Origin of the sequence: Xanthomonas graminis pv. graminis (assembly GCF_030168915.1) — a bacterium.
In the GTDB taxonomy this organism is placed as follows: Bacteria; Pseudomonadota; Gammaproteobacteria; order Xanthomonadales; family Xanthomonadaceae; genus Xanthomonas_A; species Xanthomonas_A translucens.
Window position 1 is genome coordinate 2,713,372 of sequence record NZ_CP076255.1, and the last position, 21,569, is coordinate 2,734,940.

Genomic DNA, 21,569 nt, shown 5'->3' on the forward strand with positions numbered 1-21,569 from the left:
ACCGCGTGCGCCTGCAGCGGCTCTGGCAGGCGGTCCTGGGGCAGGTAGCGCGCACCGAGCTTGGCCGCCACCGCCTTGGAATTGGCGTTGTCGGCGGCGAACGCTCATGCCCTCGCCTCCTCGTGTAGGTCATGGGTTGCGTCGGCGGCCACGCCAGCGCCGCGAACCGGTTCAGAACGCATTGATCCCGGTCAGCTCGCGGCCGACCACCAGTTGGTGCACGGTCTCGGTGCCTTCGTAGGTGATCACCGATTCCAGGTTCAAGGCATGGCGGATCGCGCCGTGCTCGGTGGTGATGCCGGCAGCGCCGAGCAGGTCGCGGCATTCGCGGGCGATGTCCAGCGCCATGCGCACGTTGTTCCACTTCGCCAGCGACACCTGCGCCGGCTGCAGCGCGCCGGCATCCTTGAGCCGGCCCAGCTGCAGCGCCAGCAGCTGCGCGCCGGCGATGCGCCGGGCCATGTCGGCCAGCTTGATCTGTGCGCTCTGCGTGGCCGCCAGCGGGCGCCCGAACAAAATCCGCTCGCCGGCATAGGCCAGCGCCTCGCGCAGGCAGGCGATCGCTGCGCCGATCGCGCCCCAGCTGATGCCGTAACGGGCCTGGGTCAGGCAACCCAACGGGCCTTTCAGCCCGCGCACGCCTGGCAACCGCTGGGTATCGGGCAGGCGCACCGCGTCCAGGAACAGCGCCGAGGTCACCGACGCGCGCAGGCTCATCTTGTGCGCGATGTCGTGCACACCGAAGCCGGGCGTGCCGGCCTCGACCAGGAAGCCCTGCACGCCGTCCTCGGTCTGCGCCCACACGATCGCCACGTCGGCCAGGCTGCCGTTGGTGATCCACATCTTGCTGCCGCTCAGGCGCCAGCCGTCGCCGTCGCGCACCGCGCGGGTCTGCATCGCCGCCGGGTCGGAACCGCCCTGTGCCTCGGTCAAGCCGAAGCAGCCGATCGCGCTGCCGGCGGCCATCGCCGGCAACCAGCGCTGCCGCTGCGCCTGACTGCCGTAGGCGTGGATCGGATACATGCACAGCGAGGACTGCACGCTGACGAAACTGCGCAGGCCGCTGTCGCCGCGTTCCAGTTCCTGGCAGATCAGGCCGTAGCAGACCGCATTGAGGCCGGCGCCGCCATCGGCCGGCGGCAGCGTGGCGCCGAGCAGGCCCAGCTGCGCCAGTTCCGGCACCAGTTCGGCGGGAAACCGCGCCTGGTCGAACGCATCGCCGATGATCGGCAGCACCCTGGCGTCGACGAAGCGCGCCACCGCGTGCTGGATCGCGCGCTCTTCCTCGCTCAGCAGCGAGGCCACATCGAACAGATCGTCGCAGGGCAACGGCATGGCAAGACTCGGGGCGAAAACCACAGTGTATCGGAGCGCACGCGCCGCGAAAAAAAGCAGAGGCCGGCGCTGCGGCCGGCCTCGCTCACCACACTACTGGCGTACGCCGCTTCAGCGCTGGCTGACCACGTCGCTGGCCGAGGCGGTCTGGGTGACCAGGCGCCCGTCGAGCACCGGCAGGCGGTCGCTGTTCGGCCTGTCGTCCATGCGCACGGTCTTCTCCTGGCCGTCGTAGCGGTAGGTGACCTGGTAGCCCTTGACCACGTCGTCCCTGCCCAGCGCGATGCGGCTGCCCGGCTTGCTGTCGGTGCGCATGGTGCCGGTGCTGCCATCGTCGTTGCGGTAGGTCACGGTATAGCCGGTGATCCGCGACGACTCGGCGGTGCTGTTCTCGGTGTGGCACTTGCGCTCGGTACGGTCGACCACGCGGCCGCCCACGTGGTTGCGGTCGACCTCGTTGCCGATGAAGCCGCCGGCCACCGCGCCAGCCGCAGTGGCCGCCTTGCGGCCATTGCCGTGGCCGACCTGGTTGCCGAGCAGGCCGCCGACCAGCGCACCGACCACGGTGCCGCCGACGTTGCCGTCGCGCTCGGGCAGGCGCTCCTGCACCACCACGTCGTTGCAGACCTGGCGCGGGGTGGTGGTGCTGGAGGTCTCGCGCAGCGGCTCGGTGCCGATCACCTCGGCGTAGCGCTGCTCCTGCTGGGTGATCGGATCGACCCGGACCACGTCAGCGTATTCCAGCTTGCCGCCGACGCCGTTGCTGGCGACCGCGTCGCCGCTCGGGCTATTGTCCAGGGCCGGACGCACGTCGCCATTGCCGACGAATTCCTGCTTGTCGCGGTTGTTCATGAAGGCCGCGGTGGCCACACCGCCGACCAGCAATGCGCCAGCCGCGACCAGAATGGTTGTCGTATTGCTTTTCATCGTTGCTCTCCTGCGGTCTGGCCGCGTTGTCTACGGTGCTGTGATTACCATGCCGAAGCTGAACCAATCCGCTCCCTATTCAGCAAAAATCCGCGACGTGCTCTGGTGACGCGCCTGGAAAGCCGCCACATCAAGGGTGTTAGCGTTTTCATCAGTTTGCCGGAGAACCGTCCATGCCCAACCCAATCCTGCTGCCTTTACTGCGCTGGGCCGGCAAATTGCGCTACCCGACGCTGTTCAAACTCACCGCCGGGCTGTTCGTGCTGAGCGTGCTGCTGCCCGACCCGCTGCCTTTCATCGACGAGATCGTGTTCGGCCTGGGCACCTTGTTGCTGGCCAACTGGAAGACGCGCACGCCTGCGCCCGCCGCGGCGGAGACGATCGCGTCCAGCGCGCGGCGCGTGCGCCGCTGACCGCCGATGCGGCTGATCGACAGTCATTGCCATCTCGACGCCGCCGAGTTCGACGGCGACCGCGCCGCGGTGATCGCGCGCGCGCAGGCCGCAGGCATCGCCGCGCAGGTGCTGCCTGCGGTGACAGCGGCGTCCTGGCCGAAGCTGCGCGAGGTCTGCACGATGGCCGACGGCCTGTCTCCGGCCTACGGCCTGCATCCGCTGTTCCTGGATGAGCACCGCCCCGCGCATCTGCCGTTGCTCGGCGAGTGGATCGCACGCGAGCGACCCTGCGCCATCGGCGAATGCGGGCTGGATTTCTTCGTCGAAGGACTGGATCAAGCCCAACAGCAGCGCTACTTCCTCGGCCAGCTGCAGCTGGCGCGCGAGTTCGACCTGCCGCTGATCGTGCACGCGCGGCGCGCGGTGGACGCAGTGATCCTGGCGATCCGCAAGGTCGGGCGCCTGCGTGGCGTGGTGCACAGCTTTGCCGGCAGCACCGAGCAGGCGCAGCAGTTGCACAGGCTGGATTTCCTGATCGGCCTCGGCGGCCCGGTCACTTACGAACGCGCGCAGCGGCTGCGCCGGCTGGCGGCCGAACTGCCACTGCAGCAGTTGCTGCTGGAAACCGACGCCCCGGACCAGCCCGACGCGTCGATCCGCGGCCAGCGCAACGAGCCGGCGCGGCTGCGCACGGTGCTGGACACCATCGCCATGCTGCGGGGCCAGCCCGCCGCCGAGATCGCCGAACAGACCACGCGCAACGCGCAGCAACTGTTCGGATTGCAGACGCTGGCTGCACGGCCTGCCTGACCCAAACTTGGGGGGCGCGGCGGCGGCTGGCATATCTGGTGAGTTGCCGTCTGTGGAAGCGAGCGCCGGTGGCCTTGGGCCATCCGTTGGGGCTGCGCTATCGGTAAAGCACGTCGCGACTGAAGTCGCTCCCACAGTGTTTAAACAAGTGCGAACGCGTTGATTTCTGCAACGCAATTCGCCTCAGACCGCATCGATTCTCGCCGCGTCGGCCGCCTGCACTGTGGCCGTCGCCACGCTCGCCTGCGGTTCCCGTTTCGGCTTCAAAAGCATCTCCAAGGCCTTGCCGGCCGCGGCGAACGCGAACGCGCCGGTGATATGGGTGGCCGCGCCCAGTCCGGCGCCGCAGTCCAGATTCAGCGCCGCATCCGGCCCCAGCTGCGGGCGCAGTCCGCACACGCTGCCGTCGGCCTGCGGATAGCGCACGTTCTCCAGCGAGTACACCGCCGGCACGCCGAAGTAGCGCTGCGGGTTCTTGGGGAAATTGAACTCGCCGCGCAGCTTCTTGCGGATCAGCGCCAGCATCGCGTCGTGCTCGGTGCGCGACACGTCGCGGATGCGCACCAGGGTCGGGTCGGTGCGCCCGCCGGCCGAGCCCACGGTCAGCAGCGGCAGCTTGCGCCGGCGACACCAGGCGATGGCTTCGACCTTGACCCGGAAGCTGTCGCAGGCGTCGATGACCAGATCGAAGCCGCCGCCGAGCAGCTCGGCGATATTGGTCGGGGTCAGGAACGCCTCGACCGCGCTCGCCTCGATCGCCGGGTTGATCGCCACGCAGCGCTCGGCCATCGCCCGCGCCTTGTTGCGCCCGTACTGGCCTTGCAGCGCCGGCAACTGGCGGTTGGTGTTGGAGACGCAGATGTCGTCGGCATCGATCAGGGTCAGATGGCCGACCGCCGACCGCGCCAAGGCTTCCACCACCCACGAGCCGACACCGCCCATGCCCACCACCGCCACGCGGCATTGCGCCAGGCGCTCGATGGTCCCGCGCCCGTACAGCCGGTCGATGCCGGCGAAGCGCTCACGCAGTTGTTCGTTCATGCGCGCAGTTTATTTCATCGGCGACGCGGCGGCGGCGCCACGCAATCCCGGCGACGGGCGTACTATCGCGCTTTCGTCCTGCACGCCCGCCCGCCATGGCCAGCCCGCACGCCCCCGCTTCCAGCGCCTCGCGCTACCTGTTCGTGCTGCTCGCCGGGCTGCTGATCGGCCTGGTCGCAACCGTGATGGCGATGCGCGCATTGCAGGCGCGCCAGGATCCGTTCCCGCGCAGTCTGATGCAGGTGATGGACAAGCAACTGGCCCTGCTGCAACGCAGCCATGCCCAGAACCGCTGCAGCGCCGCCGACCTGCAAGCGCGGGTACAGACGCTGCGCCTGCTCGGCGACGATCTGGAAACCGCGTTTCCCGGACTCAGCGACGACAGTCGCTTCCAGCAGCACGCCCGCACGCTGCGGGCCACCCTGGATGCGGCGCAGACCACGCTACCGGCCAGCTGCGCCGCGCTCGACCAGCTCACCCATCGCCTGGACGACGACTGCGCCGCCTGCCACCGCGATTTCCGCTGACCCGCGATCGCGCCTGTCGATGAATTGCCCCTGACGCTGCAAAGCGCCAGCGCCGCACCCGCGTCGCGATTGGCGTTGCATTCACACGCTGGCGGACAGGATGCGTGCAAACGCGGGTCTGCCGCGATCACCGTCCGTCGAGGAGAGCACACATGAAGATTCATCTACTGGCCACTGGCGCCATCGCCGTTCTGGCATTGGCCGGCTGCGCCACGTCCCCCGGCTATGGCGGTGGCGGCGGCTATAGCCAGCCGTCGCGTGGCTATTCGGACAATCGCTGCGCGGACTGCGGCATCGTCACCCGCATCGATACCGTGGGTTCCGGCCGCACCGCACCCACCGGCACCGGCGCGGTCCTGGGCGGCATCGTCGGCGCGATCGCCGGCCATGAGATCTCCGACCACACCGGCGGCAGCAAGGGCAACCAGAACGTGTCGGCCGTGGCCGGCGCTGCGGCGGGCGCCCTGGCCGGCAACCAGATCCAGAACAACGTCACCAGCGACAGCTACGACGTGCACGTGCAGATGGACGATGGCCGGGTGATCGTGGTCAACCAGCGCGACCTGGCCGGGATCCGCGAAAACACCTATGTGCGCGTGGTCAACGGCCGCGTGGTGCCGCGCTAAACGCTGGCACGGTCCGCCGCAACGCAAAAAGGCCCGCGACTGCGGGCCTTTTTGCTGCGCGCGCCGGTTGCGCACGCGATCGGCGTGTGCGCGCCGCGGTCAGACCGGCTGCACTGCATCGGCCTGCAGGCCCTTCTGGCCCTGCACCACGGTGAAGCTGACCTTCTGGCCTTCCTTCAGGCTCTTGAAGCCTTGGGTCTGGATGGCGCGGAAGTGCACGAACACGTCCTCGCCGTTCTCGCGGCTGATGAAACCGAAGCCCTTGGCATCGTTGAACCACTTCACGGTGCCGTTTTCGCGATTGCCGTCAGTCATGGACTTACTCCTTGAAACAGTCTCAGAGGTGGGTACGCCGGGGGTTCGGCGGCTGGTTGCAAGGAGGAAGCGAGGTATAACGCTGTAGCGGAGCACTGGATCTACCGCACCGGGCCACGATTCATGGTGACCTTTGCAAACGCAGCGTCTGAAAACTTACCGCGGCGAAAATGAAAATGCAATCAGCAAGACCACCCATTCTGTCAACCCCAAAATCGCCCCGGAGCAAACCGCGTGGATCCTACGTTCATCTACTACATGATTGCCGGGCTGCTGGTCTTGCTGGGGCTGGCAGGGGTGGCGTTGCCGGCGCTGCCGGGCATGCCGCTGCTGTTCGCCGGGCTGCTGCTGGCGGCCTGGGCCGACGGTTTCCAGCGGGTGGGCTGGGTGATGCTGACGCTGCTCGGGGTGCTGACGCTGCTGTCGTTCCTGGTCGATTTCCTGGCTACCGTGTTCGGCGCCAAGCGCGTCGGCGCCAGCCGCAAGGCGCTGTGGGGCTCGGTGCTGGGCAGCGTGGCGGGCCTGTTCTTCATGCCGATCGGCCTGTTCATCGGCCCCTTCGTCGGCGCGCTGGCCGGCGAGTACTGGCATGGCCGGCAGCTGCAGCAGGCGACCAGGGTCGGCCTCGGCACCTGGCTGGGCATCGTGCTGGGCACCGCCGCAAAACTGGCCCTGGCGCTGGCGATGGTCGGCCTGTTCGCGGCGGCCTGGCTGTTCTGAGTCGCGGCGCCGCGGCGGCGACATGAACGTGTGATGACCCCGTTGTGCCGGCTGTTGTATTTTCGCAGCAGGCCATTCACATCGGCAGCGCACTCCCCGCCCGCGCCGCCCATTTTCGAGAGAACCTGCATGATCCATCGCCCGGCCCGTCCCCTGTTGCTGCTGTCCTTCGCGGCAATGCCGCTGGCGCACGCCCAGGAAGTGAAACCCACCCCTGCCTCGCCCGAAGCCTGCGTCGCGATCACCAGCAACGCCGCGCGCCTGTCCTGCTACGACCAGGCATTGTCGCGTCGGGTCGCCGATCCGCAGGCAGCCGATGCGGCGGCGAAGATGGCCAGCGAGAACCAGAAGCAGCAGCTGGATGCAACGATCCCGCAGGACGCCGGCCTGGCCGAGCGCACCCGCCAGCGCACCGCCTCGCTGTTCAAGAACGACCTCTACGACGCCACCATCGCCAACGCCGGCAAGGGCTCGCTGCTGGACAGCCGCTGGGAGCTGGCCAAGGACTCCAAGCTGGGGACCTTCCAACTGCGCGCCTACAAGCCGGTGTACCTGCTGCCGGCGTTCTGGACCAGCAAGAAGAACGAGACGCCGTCCTCGCCGAATCCGAACAACACGGTGACCAACCCCGAGTCGCTGGACAGCATCGAAGCCAAGTTCCAGCTCAGCTTCAAGACCAAGATCGTGGAGAACATCTTCGGCGACAACGGCGACCTGTGGGGCGCCTATACCCAGAGCTCGCGCTGGCAGGTCTACAACAGCGAGCAATCGCGGCCGTTCCGCGAGACCAACTACGAGCCGGAACTGGCGCTGGTGTTTCGCAACAACTACAGCCTGTTCGGCTGGAAGGGGCGGATGACCGGGATTCAGCTCACCCACCAGTCCAACGGCCGCAGCGATCCGTTCTCGCGCAGCTGGAACCGGGCGATCCTCAACGTCGGCCTGGACCGCGAGAACTGGGCGCTGGTGCTGCGCCCGTGGTACCGGATCCCGGAGAACGACCGCCAGGACAACAATCCGGACATCGAGGACTACATGGGCCGCGGCGACGCCACCCTGACCTACAACCGCGGCGGCCACGAGATCTCGCTGATGGCGCGGCATTCGCTGCGCAGCGGCGACCGCTCGCACGGCGCGCTGCAGCTGGACTGGGGCTTCCCGATCAGCAACCTGCTGCGCGGCCATGTGCAGGTGTTCGACGGCTACGGCGAGAGCATGATCGACTACAACCACCGCGCCACCTATGTGGGCCTGGGCGTGTCACTGCTGGAGTGGTACTGAGGCCCGAGCGGCCTTGGAGCACCATCGCGCGGCGGCCCTCAGCGGCCGTCGCGCGACGCTGCCGCCAGCGCGTTCAGGTCCAGTCGGTCAGGCCTTCGCGGCGGTAGGTTTCCTGGAACGCGGGACGCGCCTTCATCCGCTGCGCATGCGCCTGCAGCGCCGGCCAGCTGTCGCTGGGCCGCGGCATGTTGCGCGACCAGCGCATCATCATCGTCAACATGAAATCGGCCGCCGACAGCTGCGCGCCGAGCAGGTATGGGCCGTGCGCCTGCAGATGTTGCGCGACCTGTTCCCAGGCCGCCTCCAGCGTTTGCCGCGCCTGCGCCTTGCTCGCCTCGGCGTTGTCGGCGCCGGCCGGCTCGTGCGGATAGAACCAGGCGCGGTAGGCCGGTTGCAGCGTGTTGGCGCAGAACAGCATCCAGCGGTAGTACGCGGCGCGCGCCGGGCTGCCGGGCGGCGGCGCCAGCCCGGCCTGCGGATGCAGGTCGGCAAGGTGCAGCGCGATCGCCGCCGCCTCGGTCAGCACCTGCCCGTCCAGCAGCAGCGTCGGCACCACGCCGGCCGGATTGAGCTGCAGGTACTCAGGCGCCTTATGTTCGCGTCGTTCGAAGTCCAGGGCGTGCAGCGTATGCGGCACCTCCAGCTCGATCAGCAGCCAGTGCACCAACAGGGCGGCGGTGCTGGGCGAGTAGTACAAAGTGGCGCTCATGCAGTCTCCCAAGTCAGTCGCCGCAGCCGGATGACCATGGCGGCGGCAGTCTCGCATGTCGCGCGGTGCCTGCGCTGGCGCCGGCTCAGGCCGGCTCGACCACCACCGGGATCTTGCCGATGCGCGCTTGCCATTCGCGCGGGCCGGTCTTGTGCACCGACTCGCCGCTGGCATCCACCGCCACCGTGACCGGCATGTCCTTGACTTCGAATTCGTAGATCGCCTCCATGCCCAGGTCTTCGAACGCCAGCACGCGCGCGGCCTTGATCGCCTTGGATACCAGGTAGGCCGAACCGCCGACCGCCATCAGGTACACCGCCTTGTTGTCGCGGATCGCATCGATCGCCGCGTCGCCGCGCTCGGACTTGCCGACCATGCCGAGCAGGCCGGTCTGTTCCAGCATCTGCCGGGTGAACTTGTCCATGCGCGTGGCGGTGGTCGGACCGGCCGGACCCACCACTTCGTCGCGCACCGGATCGACCGGGCCGACGTAGTAGATGAAGCGATTGCTGAAATCCACCGGCAGCGTCTCGCCGCGGTTGAGCATGTCGATCATGCGCTTGTGCGCGGCGTCGCGGCCGGTCAGCAGCTTGCCGTTGAGCAGCACCACCTCGCCCGGCTTGAAGCTAGCGACCTCTTCGCGGGTGATGGTGTCCAGGTTAACCCGGCGCGCGTTGCTGGGGTTGTAGGTGAGCTTGGGCCAGTCTTCCAGCGACGGCGGCTCCAGCATCACCGGGCCGCTGCCGTCCAGGGTGAAATGCGCGTGGCGGGTGGCCGCGCAGTTCGGGATCAGCGCCACCGGCAGGTTGGCGGCATGGGTCGGGTAGTCCTTGACCTTGATGTCCAGCACCGTGGTCAGGCCGCCCAGGCCCTGCGCGCCGATGCCCAGCGCGTTGACCTTCTCGTACAGCTCCAGGCGCAGTTCCTCGGCACGGTTGGACGCGCCGCGCGCCTGCAGATCGACGATGTCGATCGGCTCCATCAGCGCTTCCTTGGCCAGCAGCATGGCCTTCTCGGCGGTGCCGCCGATGCCGATGCCGAGCATGCCCGGCGGGCACCAGCCGGCGCCCATGGTCGGCACGGTCTTGAGCACCCAGTCGACGATGGAGTCGGACGGATTGAGCATGGCGAACTTGCTCTTGGCTTCCGAACCGCCGCCCTTGGCCGCCACGATCACCTCGACGTGCTCGCCCGGCACGATCTTGGTGTTGATCACCGCCGGGGTGTTGTCCCTGGTGTTGGCGCGCTTGCCGGCCGGATCGGCCAGCACGCTGGCGCGCAGCTTGTTGTCCGGATGGTTGTAGGCGCGGCGCACGCCCTCGTTGACCATGTCCTCCACGCCCATCGTGGCGTCGTCCCAGCGTACGTTCATGCCGATTTCGAGGAACACGGTGACGATGCCGGTGTCCTGGCAGATCGGGCGGTGGCCCTCGGCGCACATGCGCGAGTTGATCAGGATCTGCGCGATCGCGTCCTTGGCCGCGGGCGACTGTTCGCGCTCGTAGGCGGCGGCCAGGTTCTTGATGTAATCGACCGGGTGGTAGTAGCTGATGTACTGCAGCGCGTCGGCGACGGACTGGATGAGGTCTTCCTGCTTGATCGAGGTCACGGCTGGCTCTACGGCTGGCGGGGGGAAACCCGTCCATTTTAGGGCAAAGTGACCGCCTCGCCCGCTGTCACGCCGGCACGCGCTGTTCCGTCCTGGTCGCCATGAGCCGCGATCCCGGCTTCGAATCGCAACGTCCCCGGCTGTTCGGCCTGGCCTATCGCCTGCTCGGCAGCCGCAGCGACGCCGAGGACGTGCTGCAGGACGCCTGGCTGCGCTGGCAGGCCAGCGCCCGCGCAGCGATCCGCGACCCCGAGGCCTGGCTGGTGACCGCCACCACCCGGCTCGGGCTGGACCGGCTGCGCGCGGCGCGCAGCGCCCGCATTCACGACACCGGCCCGTGGCTGCCCGAGCCGCTGGAGATCGCCGAGGACATCGATCCGGCCGCGCGCCACGCGCGCGCCGAGCAGGTGTCGGTGGCGTTCCTGGCGCTGCTGGAACGGCTGGGTCCGGACGAGCGCGCCGCGTTCCTGCTGAAGGAGCCGTTCGACTACGACTACGCGCAGATCGGCCAGCTGCTCGGGCTGGTGTTCCTGCGCGTCTCCCAGCTCAAAGGCTGCGCCTACTGCATCGACATGCACGCCACCGCGCTGCGCGAGGCCGGCATCGAACCGCGCAAGCTCGACACCCTTGCCGGCTGGCGCGAGAGCCGCTTCTTCGATCCGCGCGAACGGCTGGCGCTGGCCTGGGCCGAGGCGCTCACCACCCTGCCCTCCGGCGCGCCGCCGCAGGATGCCTACGACGCCCTGTCGGCGCACTTCGACGCACACGGCATCAGCGCGCTGACCATGGCCATCGCCCTCATCAATGCCTGGAACCGGCTCGGCGTAGGCCTGCAACCGGCAATGCCGCAAGCGCAGCGGCGCATGCCGTTACGCCGCCCGCCTCTCAATCCCCAATTGCCGCTTTCAATAGCCCAATGGTGGGTGCTCCCGGCTTGCGTGACCGCAAACCGCAACACGACACCGCTAGCGTTTGCGCATCACAAACGCAGAGCGAGGCGGGCATGAGCGAGAAATTCCTGGCGGGTGGCGCGGCCGCGGAGGACACCGACCTGGCGCTCGCCGAGCCGGAAATGCAGGCGTCCACCGCCGCGCACGCAGGCCACCGCCTGCTGATGTGCGCGCCGCAGCACTTCGCGGTGGACTACGTGATCAACCCCTGGATGGAAGGCAACGTCCACGCCGCCAGCCGTGAGCGCGCGCAGGCGCAGTGGAACGCCCTGGTCGCCGCAGCCGAGGCGGCCGGCGCCCGGGTCGAGCGGATCGCTCCGGCCGCCGGCCTGCCGGACATGGTCTTCAGCGCCAATGCCGGCCTGGTGCTCGGCGACAGCTTCGTGCCCAGCCGCTTCCGCCACGCCGAGCGCCGCGGCGAGGAAGCGCTGTTCGCCGACTGGTGCCGCCGCGCCGGCTTCCGCATCCGCGCGCTGCCCGAGGACGTGCGCTTCGAGGGCGCCGGCGATGCGCTGCTGGAGCGCGGCGCACGCCGGTTGTGGATGGGCCACGGCCATCGCAGCGACCTCGCCGCCGCGCACGAGCTGGCCGACCTGCTGGACATCGAAGTGATGCCGCTGCGCCTGGTCGATCCGCGCTTCTACCACCTGGACACCTGCTTCTGCCCGCTGCGCGACGGCTACCTGCTGTACTACCCGGCCGCCTTCGACGACTACGCGCAGCAGGCGATCGCCCGCCGCATCCCGCCGGCGCAGCGCATCGCGGTGAGCGAAGCCGACGCCCTCGCCTTCGCCTGCAACGCGGTGGACCTAGACCAGCACCTGCTGCTCAACCGCGCCTCGCCCGAGCTGTGCGCGGCACTGGCGCGGATCGGCTACCGCGTGGTGCAGACCCCGCTGGACGAATTCCTCAAGGCCGGCGGCGCGGCCAAGTGCCTGACCCTGCGCCTGGACGAGTGAGCCCGGGGCTTGCGTTTTTCCTTGTGGGCGTGACTCCGGATGGCCTCGGGCCATCACTCGCGACTCGGGCCTTGTTGGTAAGGCCCCTCGCGACTGAAGTCGCTCCCACAGTGAAGCCGACAGGCCCGACAGTGGACTACAGTATCCCGGCACTGCCAGCCGTCGCCGGCGTACTGCCGGTCGCCTGAATGGTAACCGTCGTCGGCAAGACCATTGTAGGAGCAACTGTCTTCTCATCCGATAACCTCACGCCATGGTGTGCGATCTCGTGCCATGGCGTTGAGTCGGATAAGCAGCACGCGCATGCATGCGGTGATGGCGACCTTGGCGGGCTTGCCGCGTGCCCGTAACTGTTGATAACGCTCCTTGAAGGAGGCTTGAGTGCGCACAACGCTCCAACAGGCCATGTACAGCACTCGTCGGATCGTGGCACGCCCGCCGCGGATGCGGCGTTTGCCGCAGTGCTGCCCGCTGTCCACGTTGTAGGGAGCCAGGCCGACCAGGGCCGCGATCTGGCGACGATCCAGCGTCCCCAGTTCGGGCAGATAGGCCATCAGGCTGGCGGTGGTGACCTCGCCGATGCCCGGGACCGTGCCCAGGGCGTGCGCCAGCGCATCGTCGAGCTGGCACCGCACCTGCTTGATCGCCTGGTTCATCCGCTGGATACGGCGGCGCACGTCGCCGATCTGCTCGATCAGGCACGCGCGCACCATGGCCAGGGTCGCCTGATGCAAGCGACGGCGCTCGTCGTCACGTTGCTGGACCAGTTGCTCGCGGCGCTGGACCAGCATGCGCAGTTGCTCACGCAAGGGATCGGGAGCCGGCGCGGGCGCTTGCACCAGGTGAGCCATGCGCGCCAGCAAGGCCGCATCCAGCGGATCGGTCTTGGCGGTTGTGCCCAAGGCCGTGGCGAAAGCGCGTGCCCGGCGCGGATTGATCCGGGTCACCGGGATCCCTGCCGTGGCCAGTGCCGTCATCACCGCCCGTTCGTAGCCGCCGGTGGCCTCCAGCAGCGCGTTGCCGACGCAGTGCCCGGCAAGGTGGTCGCACAGGCGCTGGTGGCCCTGGGCGGTATTGGGAAAGGACAGCAACTGGTCCAGGGGAAGCACGTGGACGGCCAAGGTGTCCTTGGCCACATCGATACCGATCCAAAGAGGCATAAGCGTTAGGTAGACTGGGGGACAGGAGAGAGCCACCTCGTCGCTGCCCACGCTTGTGAAGTTCGAGCGAACGCTCGTTCAACTGTTCGGGCTAGGCAACGAGGTCGATGTGCGGCCGCCCTGGCTCCTACACGTGCTTGAACACTACGGCCTGTCGGCGTGCCGCACATCGCTCTCCACTCAAACTGTAGAGCAATCTCCAGACACAAGCGACTTCAGTCGCGACAGGCCTTACCGACCAAGCCCACTGCAGTGCAGACAGGCGCAACAGCGGACCAGCCCGCACTGCCGCGCGCCGACCTTGCGTTCTGCACGCCGCCCGAACACTCCCCGCGCACACCCGGCCCCGGCACAATGCGCCGATGGCTTCCCCTTCTCCTGTCCATGGCGCGCCGCGCCCGTCTCCCCGTACCGGCCCCAGCCTGCGCGAGCGCTTCGATGCGATGCGCAACCTGCCGCCGTTCCTGCGCCAGATCTGGCGGACCAGCCGCTGGCTGACCCTGACCAGCATCGGCCTGCGCATGCTGCGCGCGCTGATCCCGGTGGCCTCGCTGTACATCGGCAAGCTGATCATCGACGAGGCGATCCACCTGGTCGGGCAGTCGCCCGGCTTCACCTCGTTCGGCGAGGCGCTGGCCAGCGGGCGGCTGGCCCGGCTGCTGGAACTGCTGGCGCTGGAACTGGCGCTGGCGATCGGCTCGGACCTGCTCGGGCGGCTGGTCAGCTATGCCGACACGCTGCTGTCGGAGCTGTTCAACAACGTCACCAGCGTGCAGTTGATGGAACATGCCGCGCAGCTGGACCTGGAGGATTTCGAGGACCCCGAGCAGCAGGACAAACTCGACCGCGCGCGGCGCCAGACCATGGGCCGGATGAACCTGATGAGCCAGTTGTTCGGCCAGGTGCAGGACGCGATCACCGTGGTCAGTTTTGCGATCGGTCTGGTGGTGTACGCGCCGTGGCTGATGTTGCTGTTGGCCGTCGCGCTGATCCCGGCCTTCGTCGGCGAGGCGCACTTCAACGCGCTGGGCTATTCGCTGAACTTCCAGTGGACCGCCGAGCGGCGCCAGCTCGACTACCTGCGTCAGGTCGGCGCCAGCGTCGAGACCGCCAAGGAAGTGAAGATCTTCAACCTGCACAGCTTCCTGATCGAGCGCTACCGCGCGCTGGCCGACCGCTTCTTCCAGGCCAACCGTGCGCTGGCGCGCAAGCGCATGCTGTGGGGCACGCTGCTGGCGGCGCTGGGCACGCTGGGCTATTACGCCGCCTATGGCTACATCGCCTGGCGCACGGTGCGCGGCGATTTCAGCATCGGCGACCTGACCTTCCTGGCCGGCAGCTTCCTGCGCCTGCGCCAGCTGCTGGAAGGGCTGCTGATCGGGTTTTCGCAGGTGGCCGGACAGGCGCTGTACCTGGACGACCTGTATTCGTTCTTCCGCGTCGTGCCGGAGATCCGTACCCGCCCCGGCGCGGTGCCGGTGCCGCGGCCGATCGTGCGCGGCTTCGTGTTCGAGAACGTCGGCTTCCGCTATCCGGACGCCGAGCAATGGGCGGTGCGGCACCTGGACTTCGCGCTGCGCGCCGGCGAGGTGCTGGCGCTGGTCGGCGAGAACGGCGCCGGCAAGACCACCCTGGTCAAGCTGCTGGCGCGGCTGTACGACCCGGACGAAGGCCGCATCCTGCTCGACGGCCGCGACCTGCGCGACTACGACCTGGACGATCTGCGCGCCAACCTGGGGGTGATCTTCCAGGACTTCGTGCGCTACCACCTCACTGCTGGCGAGAACATCGGCGTCGGCCGGGTCGATTCGATGGCCGATGCGGCGCGGATCCGCGCCGCCGCGCAGCGGGCGATGGCCAGCGAGCTGATCGAGGGCCTGCCGCACGGCTACGACCAACTGATCGGCCGCCGCTTCAAGTCCGGCGTGGACCTGTCCGGCGGGCAGTGGCAGAAGATCGCGATCGCGCGCGCCTACATGCGCGATGCGCAGCTGATGATCCTCGACGAGCCGACCGCGGCGCTGGATGCGCGCAGCGAGTTCGAGGTGTTCCAGCGCTTCAAGGAGCTGTCCGACAACCGCACCGCGGTGCTGATCTCGCACCGCTTCTCCAGCGTGCGCATGGCCGACCGCATCCTGGTCCTGGCCGGCGGCCAGCTCGAGGCCAGCGGCACCCATGCCGAACTGATGGCGCAGGGCGGCCGCTACGCGGAGCTGTTCGAATTGCAGGCCGCTGGGTATCGTTGAGCATCGTCTGTCCTGCGGATCCGCCATGCTGCGACGCCTCCTGCCCTGCCTGCTTGCCGCCGCCGCGGCATTCCCCGCTGCCGCGGCCGACCCGGTTCCCGGCCCGTCCGACTACGCCGCCGCCAAGGCCCTGGCCGACCGCGACGAGGCCGCGCTGCCCGGCGCGCTGGCCCAGCGCCTGCAGGCGCTGCAACGCGCGGCGCTGGACGAGGGCGTGGCCAGCTGCGCCACGCCGCGCCCGGACACCTCGCCGTTCGTCGTCGTGGTCCAGCTGCAGGCCGACGGCAACGTTGGCGCCAGCTGGCGCAACGGCACCACGCCGCTGGCGCTGTGCCTGGAGCGCTTCCTGCGCCAACGTCCGTTGCTGGTCCCGCCGAAGGTGCCGCTGTACCTGTCCTACGAACTGTCGTTCGACACGTGACGCGCGCAGGGATGAACCGCCACAAATGAGATTCCCTCTCATTTGGGCCGGCATGGGGTAGAATGGCGCCCGCTCCTTCCCCATCACGATCAACGGCATGTCCTCTGCTTTTGGCCCCGAAACGGTGCTCGACGTCCGTCACTGGACGGACGACTACTTCAGCTTCACCACTACTCGCAACGAAGGCTTCCGCTTCGACAACGGCCAGTTCGTGATGATCGGCTTGGAGACGGAGACGCGGCCGCTGCTGCGCGCCTACTCCATCGCCAGCGCCAACTGGGAAGAGCGGCTGGAGTTCTTCAGCATCAAGGTGCCGGACGGCCCGCTGACCTCGCGCCTGCAGCACATCCAGCCGGGCGACGCGGTCCTGGTCGGCAAGAAGCCCACCGGCACCCTGCTCATCAGCGACCTGCACCCGGGCCGGCACCTGTACCTGCTCGGCACCGGCACCGGCCTGGCGCCGTGGCTGTCGGTGATCAAGGACCCGGAGACCTACGAGCGCTTCGACAAGGTAATCCTGACCCACGGCGTGCGTTTCGAAAAAGACCTGGCCTACCGCGATTACTTCGAGAACGAATTGCCGCAGCACGAGTTCCTCGGCGAGACCATCCGCGAGAAACTGCTGTACTACCCGGCGGTGACCCGCGAGGACTTTTGCAACCGCGGCCGCCTCACCGAACTGCTGGACAGCGGGCGCATGCAGCAGACCCTGGGCCTGCCGCCGCTGGACCCGGACTACGACCGGGCGATGATCTGCGGCAGCCCGCAGATGCTGGCCGACCTGCGCCAGACCCTGGACGCGCGCGGCTTCGTCGCCTCCTCGCGGATCGGCACGCCGGGCCATTACGTGTTCGAGCGCGCCTTCGTCGAGAAGTGACGCACGGCCGCGATCCCTGCGCCGGCCAATCGCGACGCACCACTGTAGGAGCGGCTTCAGCCGCGACAGCTACTATCCCTAGAGCCTGTCGCGGCTGAAGCCGCTCCTACAGAACAGCGGGCCGCATCGCGCAGCAAGTCCGCTCAGCACAGCACGCGCTCGATCGCGCCTTCGTCGAGAAGTGACGCACGGCCGCGTGCCTGCGCAAGCCCACCTCGCCGCGTCACTGTAGGAGCGGCTTCAGCCGCGACAGCTACTATCCGTAGAGCCTGTCGCGGCTGAAGCCGCTCCTACAGAACAGCGGGCCGCATCGCGCAGCAAGTCCGCTCAGCCCAGCGCGCGCTCGATGTCCGCCGCCAGCGCTTCCGGTTTGTCGGTCGGCGCATAGCGCGCCAGCACATGGCCGTCGCGGCCGACCAGGAACTTGCTGAAGTTCCACTTGATCGCGGCGATGCCGAGCAGCCCCGATTTCTGCTGCTTGAGCCATTGCCACAGCGGATGCGCGGCGTCGCCGTTGACCTGCACCTTGGCGAACATCGGGAAATCGATGTCGTAGGTCAGCGCGCAGAAGCGCTTGATCTCGTCCGCGTCGCCGGGTTCCTGGTGGCCGAACTGGTCGCAGGGAAATCCCAGCACCACCAGCCCGCGTTCGCGATATTGCTGCCACAGCGCCTGCAGCCCGGCGTATTGCGGGGTGAAGCCGCACTTGGACGCGACGTTGACGATCAGCAGCACCTTGCCGGTGTAGTCGGCGAGCGGCTGCGCGTGGCCATCCAGGTCGGTGGCGGTGAAGGCGTAGGCGGTGGTGGGGGTGTCCATGCGCTCAATCCTCGATGGTGGCGATGCGCGCGGGCGCGGCGATGCCCAGCGCCGCGTAGATCTCGCTGGTGTAGTCCGCGCCGCGCCGCTTCAGCGCCAGGGCGACCTTGCACAGCTCGGCGATGTCGCGGGTCGGATCGCCAAAGATCGCTTTCATGGTGTCTCCCTGCGGTCGGTCGTCTTCACGCAATGGCAGTGGTCTGCCTCGGCCAGCCGCTATATGACGCCGCCGCCGCGGCGAAGGCAAGCTCGGTTGCCGCAGGCGCTGCGCCGCGGGCCAGCCCCCTGGCTCCGGCAGCATGCGCCGCCCAACGCCGCCCGCGTCCCGAGCGGCGTTTTCGTTTGCGTCGCCGCCGCAAGCGTGCCGCCGGCAGGCGCGCACGCGGCGCGCTCAGCCGGCGCTGTCGATGCCGGCGAGCATCTTCTTCAGCAGCCTCTCCAGCTGCACCTGCTCGGCCTCCTCGAGGCCGGCGGTTTCCTCTTCCAGGAAACTGCAGACCTCCGGCAGCATGGCTTCGATCAGCGCGGTCCCGGCCGGCAGCAGGGTCATGCTGATCTTGCGTCTGTCTTCGGGGCTGGCCGAACGCAGGATCAGGCCCTTACTGCACAGGCTGTCGGTAAGACGGGTGATGTTGGCCGGCTTCTCGCCCGCGGCCTCGGCCACTTCGGTCGGGGTGATGCACTCGCCGGGAGTGCCGTACAGCATCATCAGGATGTCGTACTCCGGCGGACTGATGCCGTAGGCCTTGAGCCGCACGCTGGCATTGGCGTGGATGCGCTTGTACAGATGCTTGACGAGCCTGATCACCACGGCAGGTTCGCGCGGGAAGGCATGGTAGCGCTCGCAGGTGAAGACGACGCGTCGCTCGGTCTGATCAAAACTTCCCATGGAGAATGCAATCGTTTGTGGGGGACGAAGCCGCCAATGCTACCGGCTGTTGTGCGGCGCCGACCAGCCACGGCCGTTCAGCGCGGTGCGCGGTACCCTCCCGGTACACCTTCGGGCGACAGCAGCCGCTGTCACAGCTGCGCGCGGCTGCAGCGCCAAGCTGACCATCGACCCGGCCAGATGGAAGCGCTACATGCGCCGGAAACGCAGCTCGTAGCGCTGCGCATGCACCGCGGCCAGGCAACCTCGCCGTTGTCGTGCCGGGCCTGCAGGGTGCGCCCGTGGCCGGCGCCGACGTTGTGCCAGTCCTCGCGTCCTTCCAGCGCCGCGGCCAGCTACGCGGCCGACGGCAGCATCGAAGTGGGGAAGCGGGAGCGCGCGATCCACGGATCGGTGCGCTGCCACGAGGCGTTACTGCCGATGCTGTGCAGCAGGAACAGCCCGTCGCCCGTCCCGCGCGCAGGCGATGCCGCAGCCGCTTACGCCGCGAACAGCGCCGCGTATTCCGGCGCCACCAGGCAGCGCAACACACTGGCCGGGACGTCCACCGACTGCGTGCCATCCGAATACGGTCCCACCTGGTACGGCGGGAACACGAAGCGCAACGCCACGATCTTGCCGGAAGCGTCGACCAATGGCTGGAACTGGCTGAAGTTCTGCGCCTGCGGCGCGGTGCCTTCGGCGATCATCTTGTCGGCGCTACGGACCTGTTCGTCGTGGTCCTCCGGCGGCAGCTGCTCGGCATCCACCCGCGCCTGCACCGCCTGGCGCAATTGCGTGGCGACATAGCCGGCCACCTGCGCCCAACCCTTGGGATCGGGGATCAGCGTGTCGGCGGTGAGCATGCGCTGCCGCTGCGGCAGCCACACGAAGCGCGCCACCAGCGGCTCGCCATGGGCGCCGCCGGTGTAACGGCTACCGTCGGCGGCCACCGCCACCAGCTCGGGCCGTTCCAGCAGCATCTCGAACTGCAGCGACAACTCGTAGGGTGCGCGGGGACGGTCGTTGCCCAGGCCGCCGACCGCCTCCATCAACTCGCCGCGCGCGGCCTGCGCGTAGCGGCCAACCGCCTCGGCCAGGCCCGGGTAGCGATTGAGCGCCGGCGGGAAGGTGATGCCGACCACGTAGCTGGGCGTATGCTCGATCACATCCTTCAGTTCCGCCGGCGCCGGGGCGGCCGGCGCTGCCGCTGGCGTTGGCGCGGCGGCCGGTGCCGGTGCCGGTGCGGCGGCGGGCGCAGCGGCCTCGCGCTTGCAGCCGGCCACGGCCAGGCTCGCCGCCAACGCCAGCGCCGTCCACCGCCATGCAATGTGTTGCCCCGTCTGTGCGCTGTGCCTCACGTCCGCTTCCCCTGTGTGCTGCCTGTGTGTGATGACGAATTATCGCGCCGTCGTCGCGTCGCGCGCACTCAACCGAGCACGTCGGCGTATTCGGGATGGCGCTGCACGAATACCGCGGCATACGAACAGGCCGGGACCACCTTCAATCCCTGCGCCCGCGCATGCTCCAGCGCCGCGCTCACCAAGCGCGCCGCCAGCCCACGGCCGCCGATCGCGCCAGGCACGCCGGTATGGGTGACGACCAGGCGCCCGTCCTGCAGCAGGTAATCCAGCTCGGCCTCATGGCCGTCCAACTGCAGCGTGAAGCGCTGCCGCTGCGGATCGTGTTCGATCGGGGGAGGGGACGCTGCGCTCATGACCCGGCTCGTGCGACGGAATGCACAGTCTGGTCGCGCGCGCCGTGGCGATGTGAAGCCGCGCGCCGCGCTGCGTCACTTCCGGCCTGGGGCATGCCGGCATCGAACCGGTGCCCCGCCCTGCGCGGCGCGCGAATTGTGCGCCGGCTTGTGGAACGGACCCTGCGGGCTAAAGCAACGCCGCAGGCAGCCGCTATCGATCCTGCACTATCGTACGAACCTAGCATGTTTTTTGTGCAATCCATCACGATTTAATCGAACAAGGGCAAGACGCATGAGCGACAACGAACAGATCCAGGGCGACCACGACACATCGCTGCTGGAAGGCTTGTTCCAGCTGGTGGTGGACGGGCAGACCCAGGGCTGGGAATTCGAGCAGCTCAGCAACGAGGTCTACGACCGGCTGAAGGAAACCTACGAGCACGCCGCCATTGGCAGCGCCAAGGTGCAGCTGCGCGGCAGCATGGCCGGCTGAGCCTGACGCGCCGGCCCGCGACGCGGCGCACAATCCTGCCGGTGGCGCCCGAGCCGCCGCCACGCGCGGCGCGCGCCGACCGCATTTCCCGCAACTGCATGCCCACCCCGCGCGACGCCAGCGCGGTGCGCGTGCCGCTCGCTAGCCGCGGCCGAAGCGCGGCTGCGCCAGCTCGTCGAGGAAGTGCTGCAGCACCGACGGCTCCATGATCAACAGGAACATCACCCCGAATGCGGCGCCGGCCAGGTGCGCGCTGTGGTTGATGTTGTCGCCGCCGCGGCGGTCCATCCAGATGCTGTAGCCCACGTAGAACAGCGCGTACAGGATCGCCGGGATCGGGATCGGGATGAAGAAGAAGTAGATCCCGGTCCACGGCGCCAGCAGGATGTAGGCGAACAGCACCGCCGACACCGCGCCGGACGCGCCCAGGCTGAAATAGTTCGGGTTCTTCTGGTTCTTCAGGTAGCTGGGCAGGATCGCCACCACCAGCGCCGCCAGGTAGAACAGCGGATAGGTCAGCAGGCTGCCGGTCAATCGCTCCATCAGCCGCTCGATCGGGCCGCCAAAGAAATACAGCGTGACCATGTTGAACAGCAGATGCGGGAAATCGGCATGAATGAAGCCATGGGTCAGCAGCCGGTCGTACTGCTTGTGCCGGTCGATCGCCGGCGGCCACAGGATCAGCCGGTCGAGCAGCTTGCGGTTGTTGAACGCCGCCCACGACACCAGCACGGTGAGCACGATCAGGATCAGGTTGACGGGGGTGACGGACGGCATGCGGG

At 68.3% G+C, this 21,569-nt stretch carries 25 protein-coding genes and 1 pseudogene; 12 read left to right on the forward strand and 14 right to left on the reverse strand.

Translation table 11 applies throughout. The features are described 5' to 3' along the window. Nucleotides 1–171 precede the first annotated feature (171 nt). Together KHF85_RS11700 and KHF85_RS11705 are read right to left on the reverse strand one after the other, a co-directional pair. Entirely contained in the window at nt 172–1,335 is a 1,164-nt protein-coding gene (locus KHF85_RS11700) for an acyl-CoA dehydrogenase family protein (RefSeq protein ID WP_284566801.1), read from the reverse strand. A 111-nt stretch (nt 1,336–1,446) separates the two neighbouring features. Then, complete coding sequence (locus tag KHF85_RS11705; protein WP_284566802.1) at nt 1,447–2,262, reverse strand: glycine zipper 2TM domain-containing protein; 816 nt, start codon at nt 2,260–2,262, stop codon at nt 1,447–1,449. Nucleotides 2,263–2,435: 173 nt separating this feature from the next. On the opposite strand from KHF85_RS11705, the gene KHF85_RS11710 reads away from it, so the two are divergent. Together KHF85_RS11710 and KHF85_RS11715 are read left to right on the forward strand one after the other, a co-directional pair. Next, on the forward strand, nt 2,436–2,675 hold the full coding sequence (locus KHF85_RS11710) for a DUF6116 family protein (protein ID WP_053834261.1): 240 nt from the start codon (nt 2,436–2,438) through the stop codon (nt 2,673–2,675). 6 nt (nt 2,676–2,681) lie between these two features. Then, the gene (locus KHF85_RS11715; RefSeq protein ID WP_284566803.1) at nt 2,682–3,467 is read left to right on the forward strand and encodes a TatD family hydrolase; all 786 of its coding nucleotides are present in this window, start codon (nt 2,682–2,684) and stop codon (nt 3,465–3,467) included. A gap of 183 nt (nt 3,468–3,650) precedes the next feature. Here KHF85_RS11715 and KHF85_RS11720 read toward each other — a convergent pair whose 3' ends face one another. Next, on the reverse strand, nt 3,651–4,508 hold the full coding sequence (locus KHF85_RS11720; protein WP_284566804.1) for a tRNA threonylcarbamoyladenosine dehydratase: 858 nt from the start codon (nt 4,506–4,508) through the stop codon (nt 3,651–3,653). Nucleotides 4,509–4,603: 95 nt separating this feature from the next. Between KHF85_RS11720 and KHF85_RS11725 the strand changes: the two genes are divergently transcribed. Both KHF85_RS11725 and KHF85_RS11730 read left to right on the forward strand, forming a co-directional pair. After that, on the forward strand, nt 4,604–5,035 hold the full coding sequence (locus KHF85_RS11725; RefSeq protein ID WP_284566805.1) for a hypothetical protein: 432 nt from the start codon (nt 4,604–4,606) through the stop codon (nt 5,033–5,035). Nucleotides 5,036–5,187: 152 nt separating this feature from the next. Further along, nucleotides 5,188–5,661, forward strand: a complete 474-nt coding sequence (locus KHF85_RS11730; protein ID WP_284566806.1) for a glycine zipper 2TM domain-containing protein — start codon at nt 5,188–5,190, stop codon at nt 5,659–5,661. A gap of 99 nt (nt 5,662–5,760) precedes the next feature. On the opposite strand, the gene KHF85_RS11735 is transcribed toward KHF85_RS11730, so the two are convergent. Continuing rightward, the gene (locus KHF85_RS11735; RefSeq protein ID WP_046979462.1) at nt 5,761–5,976 is read right to left on the reverse strand and encodes a cold-shock protein; all 216 of its coding nucleotides are present in this window, start codon (nt 5,974–5,976) and stop codon (nt 5,761–5,763) included. Nucleotides 5,977–6,234: 258 nt separating this feature from the next. Between KHF85_RS11735 and KHF85_RS11740 the strand changes: the two genes are divergently transcribed. Together KHF85_RS11740 and KHF85_RS11745 are read left to right on the forward strand one after the other, a co-directional pair. Then, on the forward strand, nt 6,235–6,696 hold the full coding sequence (locus KHF85_RS11740) for a DUF456 domain-containing protein (RefSeq protein WP_409976702.1): 462 nt from the start codon (nt 6,235–6,237) through the stop codon (nt 6,694–6,696). Nucleotides 6,697–6,825: 129 nt separating this feature from the next. Continuing rightward, nucleotides 6,826–7,977, forward strand: a complete 1,152-nt coding sequence (locus KHF85_RS11745; protein WP_284566808.1) for a phospholipase A — start codon at nt 6,826–6,828, stop codon at nt 7,975–7,977. Between the two features lie 73 nt (nt 7,978–8,050). Here the strand turns inward: KHF85_RS11745 and KHF85_RS11750 are convergent, their stop codons facing one another. After that, complete coding sequence (locus KHF85_RS11750; protein WP_284566809.1) at nt 8,051–8,686, reverse strand: glutathione S-transferase family protein; 636 nt, start codon at nt 8,684–8,686, stop codon at nt 8,051–8,053. An 85-nt stretch (nt 8,687–8,771) separates the two neighbouring features. Further along, the gene (locus KHF85_RS11755) at nt 8,772–10,295 is read right to left on the reverse strand and encodes a fumarate hydratase (protein WP_284566810.1); all 1,524 of its coding nucleotides are present in this window, start codon (nt 10,293–10,295) and stop codon (nt 8,772–8,774) included. A gap of 101 nt (nt 10,296–10,396) precedes the next feature. Between KHF85_RS11755 and KHF85_RS11760 the strand changes: the two genes are divergently transcribed. Both KHF85_RS11760 and KHF85_RS11765 read left to right on the forward strand, forming a co-directional pair. Beyond that, a complete protein-coding gene (locus KHF85_RS11760; protein WP_284566811.1) occupies nt 10,397–11,302 on the forward strand; it encodes a sigma-70 family RNA polymerase sigma factor in 906 nt (301 codons plus the stop codon). Continuing rightward, a complete protein-coding gene (locus tag KHF85_RS11765) occupies nt 11,299–12,204 on the forward strand; it encodes a dimethylarginine dimethylaminohydrolase family protein (RefSeq protein WP_284566812.1) in 906 nt (301 codons plus the stop codon). The genes KHF85_RS11760 and KHF85_RS11765 overlap by 4 nt, the downstream gene beginning before the upstream one ends. A gap of 233 nt (nt 12,205–12,437) precedes the next feature. Here the strand turns inward: KHF85_RS11765 and KHF85_RS11770 are convergent, their stop codons facing one another. Next, nucleotides 12,438–13,364 carry an IS110 family RNA-guided transposase gene (locus tag KHF85_RS11770; protein WP_284566813.1) on the reverse strand — a complete coding sequence of 309 codons (927 nt, stop codon included), beginning with the start codon at nt 13,362–13,364 and terminating at the stop codon, nt 12,438–12,440. Between the two features lie 362 nt (nt 13,365–13,726). Between KHF85_RS11770 and KHF85_RS11775 the strand changes: the two genes are divergently transcribed. The 3 genes from KHF85_RS11775 (at nt 13,727) to KHF85_RS11785 (ending at nt 16,908) form a co-directional block, all read left to right on the forward strand. Beyond that, nucleotides 13,727–15,610, forward strand: coding sequence for an ABC transporter ATP-binding protein (locus tag KHF85_RS11775; protein WP_284566814.1), 1,884 nt, complete (start codon nt 13,727–13,729; stop codon nt 15,608–15,610). A gap of 25 nt (nt 15,611–15,635) precedes the next feature. Beyond that, on the forward strand, nt 15,636–16,031 hold the full coding sequence (locus KHF85_RS11780) for a hypothetical protein (RefSeq protein ID WP_284566815.1): 396 nt from the start codon (nt 15,636–15,638) through the stop codon (nt 16,029–16,031). 97 nt (nt 16,032–16,128) lie between these two features. After that, complete coding sequence (locus tag KHF85_RS11785) at nt 16,129–16,908, forward strand: ferredoxin--NADP reductase (RefSeq protein ID WP_284566816.1); 780 nt, start codon at nt 16,129–16,131, stop codon at nt 16,906–16,908. 327 nt (nt 16,909–17,235) lie between these two features. On the opposite strand, the gene KHF85_RS11790 is transcribed toward KHF85_RS11785, so the two are convergent. From KHF85_RS11790 to KHF85_RS11815, 6 genes and pseudogenes are all read right to left on the reverse strand, one after another. Further along, nucleotides 17,236–17,727 (reverse strand): glutathione peroxidase, encoded by a 492-nt coding sequence (locus tag KHF85_RS11790; protein WP_284566817.1) that lies wholly within the window; start codon nt 17,725–17,727, stop codon nt 17,236–17,238. A gap of 4 nt (nt 17,728–17,731) precedes the next feature. Next, nucleotides 17,732–17,884: a hypothetical protein gene (locus KHF85_RS11795; protein ID WP_175402620.1), complete on the reverse strand. Its 153-nt coding sequence runs from the start codon at nt 17,882–17,884 to the stop codon at nt 17,732–17,734. 234 nt (nt 17,885–18,118) lie between these two features. Further along, a complete protein-coding gene (locus tag KHF85_RS11800; RefSeq protein WP_284566818.1) occupies nt 18,119–18,616 on the reverse strand; it encodes a MarR family winged helix-turn-helix transcriptional regulator in 498 nt (165 codons plus the stop codon). Nucleotides 18,617–18,747: 131 nt separating this feature from the next. After that, nucleotides 18,748–19,059 (reverse strand): annotated as a pseudogene (locus KHF85_RS11805) (cyclopropane-fatty-acyl-phospholipid synthase); the annotation flags it as partial. A gap of 36 nt (nt 19,060–19,095) precedes the next feature. Then, on the reverse strand, nt 19,096–19,926 hold the full coding sequence (locus tag KHF85_RS11810) for a DUF3298 and DUF4163 domain-containing protein (protein WP_284569539.1): 831 nt from the start codon (nt 19,924–19,926) through the stop codon (nt 19,096–19,098). A 98-nt stretch (nt 19,927–20,024) separates the two neighbouring features. Further along, nucleotides 20,025–20,312 (reverse strand): GNAT family N-acetyltransferase, encoded by a 288-nt coding sequence (locus KHF85_RS11815; protein ID WP_284566819.1) that lies wholly within the window; start codon nt 20,310–20,312, stop codon nt 20,025–20,027. 274 nt (nt 20,313–20,586) lie between these two features. Here KHF85_RS11815 and KHF85_RS11820 point away from each other — a divergent pair, with 274 nt between their 5' ends. Further along, a complete protein-coding gene (locus tag KHF85_RS11820; protein ID WP_284566820.1) occupies nt 20,587–20,787 on the forward strand; it encodes a hypothetical protein in 201 nt (66 codons plus the stop codon). A gap of 141 nt (nt 20,788–20,928) precedes the next feature. Here KHF85_RS11820 and KHF85_RS11825 read toward each other — a convergent pair whose 3' ends face one another. Beyond that, nucleotides 20,929–21,564, reverse strand: coding sequence for a rhomboid family intramembrane serine protease (locus KHF85_RS11825; protein ID WP_003467905.1), 636 nt, complete (start codon nt 21,562–21,564; stop codon nt 20,929–20,931). Between the last annotated feature and the right edge of the window lie 5 nt (nt 21,565–21,569).

Excerpts from the sequence above, each read along its gene's own strand:
- KHF85_RS11700 (WP_284566801.1), bottom strand. The coding sequence starts at position 1,335 with ATGCCGTTGCCCTGCGACGATCTGTTCGATGTGGCCTCGCTGCTGAGC.
- KHF85_RS11705 (WP_284566802.1), bottom strand. The coding sequence starts at position 2,262 with ATGAAAAGCAATACGACAACCATTCTGGTCGCGGCTGGCGCATTGCTG.
- KHF85_RS11710 (WP_053834261.1), top strand. The coding sequence starts at position 2,436 with ATGCCCAACCCAATCCTGCTGCCTTTACTGCGCTGGGCCGGCAAATTG.
- KHF85_RS11715 (WP_284566803.1), top strand. The coding sequence starts at position 2,682 with ATGCGGCTGATCGACAGTCATTGCCATCTCGACGCCGCCGAGTTCGAC.
- KHF85_RS11720 (WP_284566804.1), bottom strand. The coding sequence starts at position 4,508 with ATGAACGAACAACTGCGTGAGCGCTTCGCCGGCATCGACCGGCTGTAC.
- KHF85_RS11725 (WP_284566805.1), top strand. The coding sequence starts at position 4,604 with ATGGCCAGCCCGCACGCCCCCGCTTCCAGCGCCTCGCGCTACCTGTTC.
- KHF85_RS11730 (WP_284566806.1), top strand. The coding sequence starts at position 5,188 with ATGAAGATTCATCTACTGGCCACTGGCGCCATCGCCGTTCTGGCATTG.
- KHF85_RS11735 (WP_046979462.1), bottom strand. The coding sequence starts at position 5,976 with ATGACTGACGGCAATCGCGAAAACGGCACCGTGAAGTGGTTCAACGAT.
- KHF85_RS11740 (WP_409976702.1), top strand. The coding sequence starts at position 6,235 with ATGATTGCCGGGCTGCTGGTCTTGCTGGGGCTGGCAGGGGTGGCGTTG.
- KHF85_RS11745 (WP_284566808.1), top strand. The coding sequence starts at position 6,826 with ATGATCCATCGCCCGGCCCGTCCCCTGTTGCTGCTGTCCTTCGCGGCA.
- KHF85_RS11750 (WP_284566809.1), bottom strand. The coding sequence starts at position 8,686 with ATGAGCGCCACTTTGTACTACTCGCCCAGCACCGCCGCCCTGTTGGTG.
- KHF85_RS11760 (WP_284566811.1), top strand. The coding sequence starts at position 10,397 with ATGAGCCGCGATCCCGGCTTCGAATCGCAACGTCCCCGGCTGTTCGGC.
- KHF85_RS11765 (WP_284566812.1), top strand. The coding sequence starts at position 11,299 with ATGAGCGAGAAATTCCTGGCGGGTGGCGCGGCCGCGGAGGACACCGAC.
- KHF85_RS11770 (WP_284566813.1), bottom strand. The coding sequence starts at position 13,364 with ATGCCTCTTTGGATCGGTATCGATGTGGCCAAGGACACCTTGGCCGTC.
- KHF85_RS11775 (WP_284566814.1), top strand. The coding sequence starts at position 13,727 with ATGGCTTCCCCTTCTCCTGTCCATGGCGCGCCGCGCCCGTCTCCCCGT.
- KHF85_RS11780 (WP_284566815.1), top strand. The coding sequence starts at position 15,636 with ATGCTGCGACGCCTCCTGCCCTGCCTGCTTGCCGCCGCCGCGGCATTC.
- KHF85_RS11785 (WP_284566816.1), top strand. The coding sequence starts at position 16,129 with ATGTCCTCTGCTTTTGGCCCCGAAACGGTGCTCGACGTCCGTCACTGG.
- KHF85_RS11790 (WP_284566817.1), bottom strand. The coding sequence starts at position 17,727 with ATGGACACCCCCACCACCGCCTACGCCTTCACCGCCACCGACCTGGAT.
- KHF85_RS11795 (WP_175402620.1), bottom strand. The coding sequence starts at position 17,884 with ATGAAAGCGATCTTTGGCGATCCGACCCGCGACATCGCCGAGCTGTGC.
- KHF85_RS11800 (WP_284566818.1), bottom strand. The coding sequence starts at position 18,616 with ATGGGAAGTTTTGATCAGACCGAGCGACGCGTCGTCTTCACCTGCGAG.
- KHF85_RS11815 (WP_284566819.1), bottom strand. The coding sequence starts at position 20,312 with ATGAGCGCAGCGTCCCCTCCCCCGATCGAACACGATCCGCAGCGGCAG.
- KHF85_RS11820 (WP_284566820.1), top strand. The coding sequence starts at position 20,587 with ATGAGCGACAACGAACAGATCCAGGGCGACCACGACACATCGCTGCTG.
- KHF85_RS11825 (WP_003467905.1), bottom strand. The coding sequence starts at position 21,564 with ATGCCGTCCGTCACCCCCGTCAACCTGATCCTGATCGTGCTCACCGTG.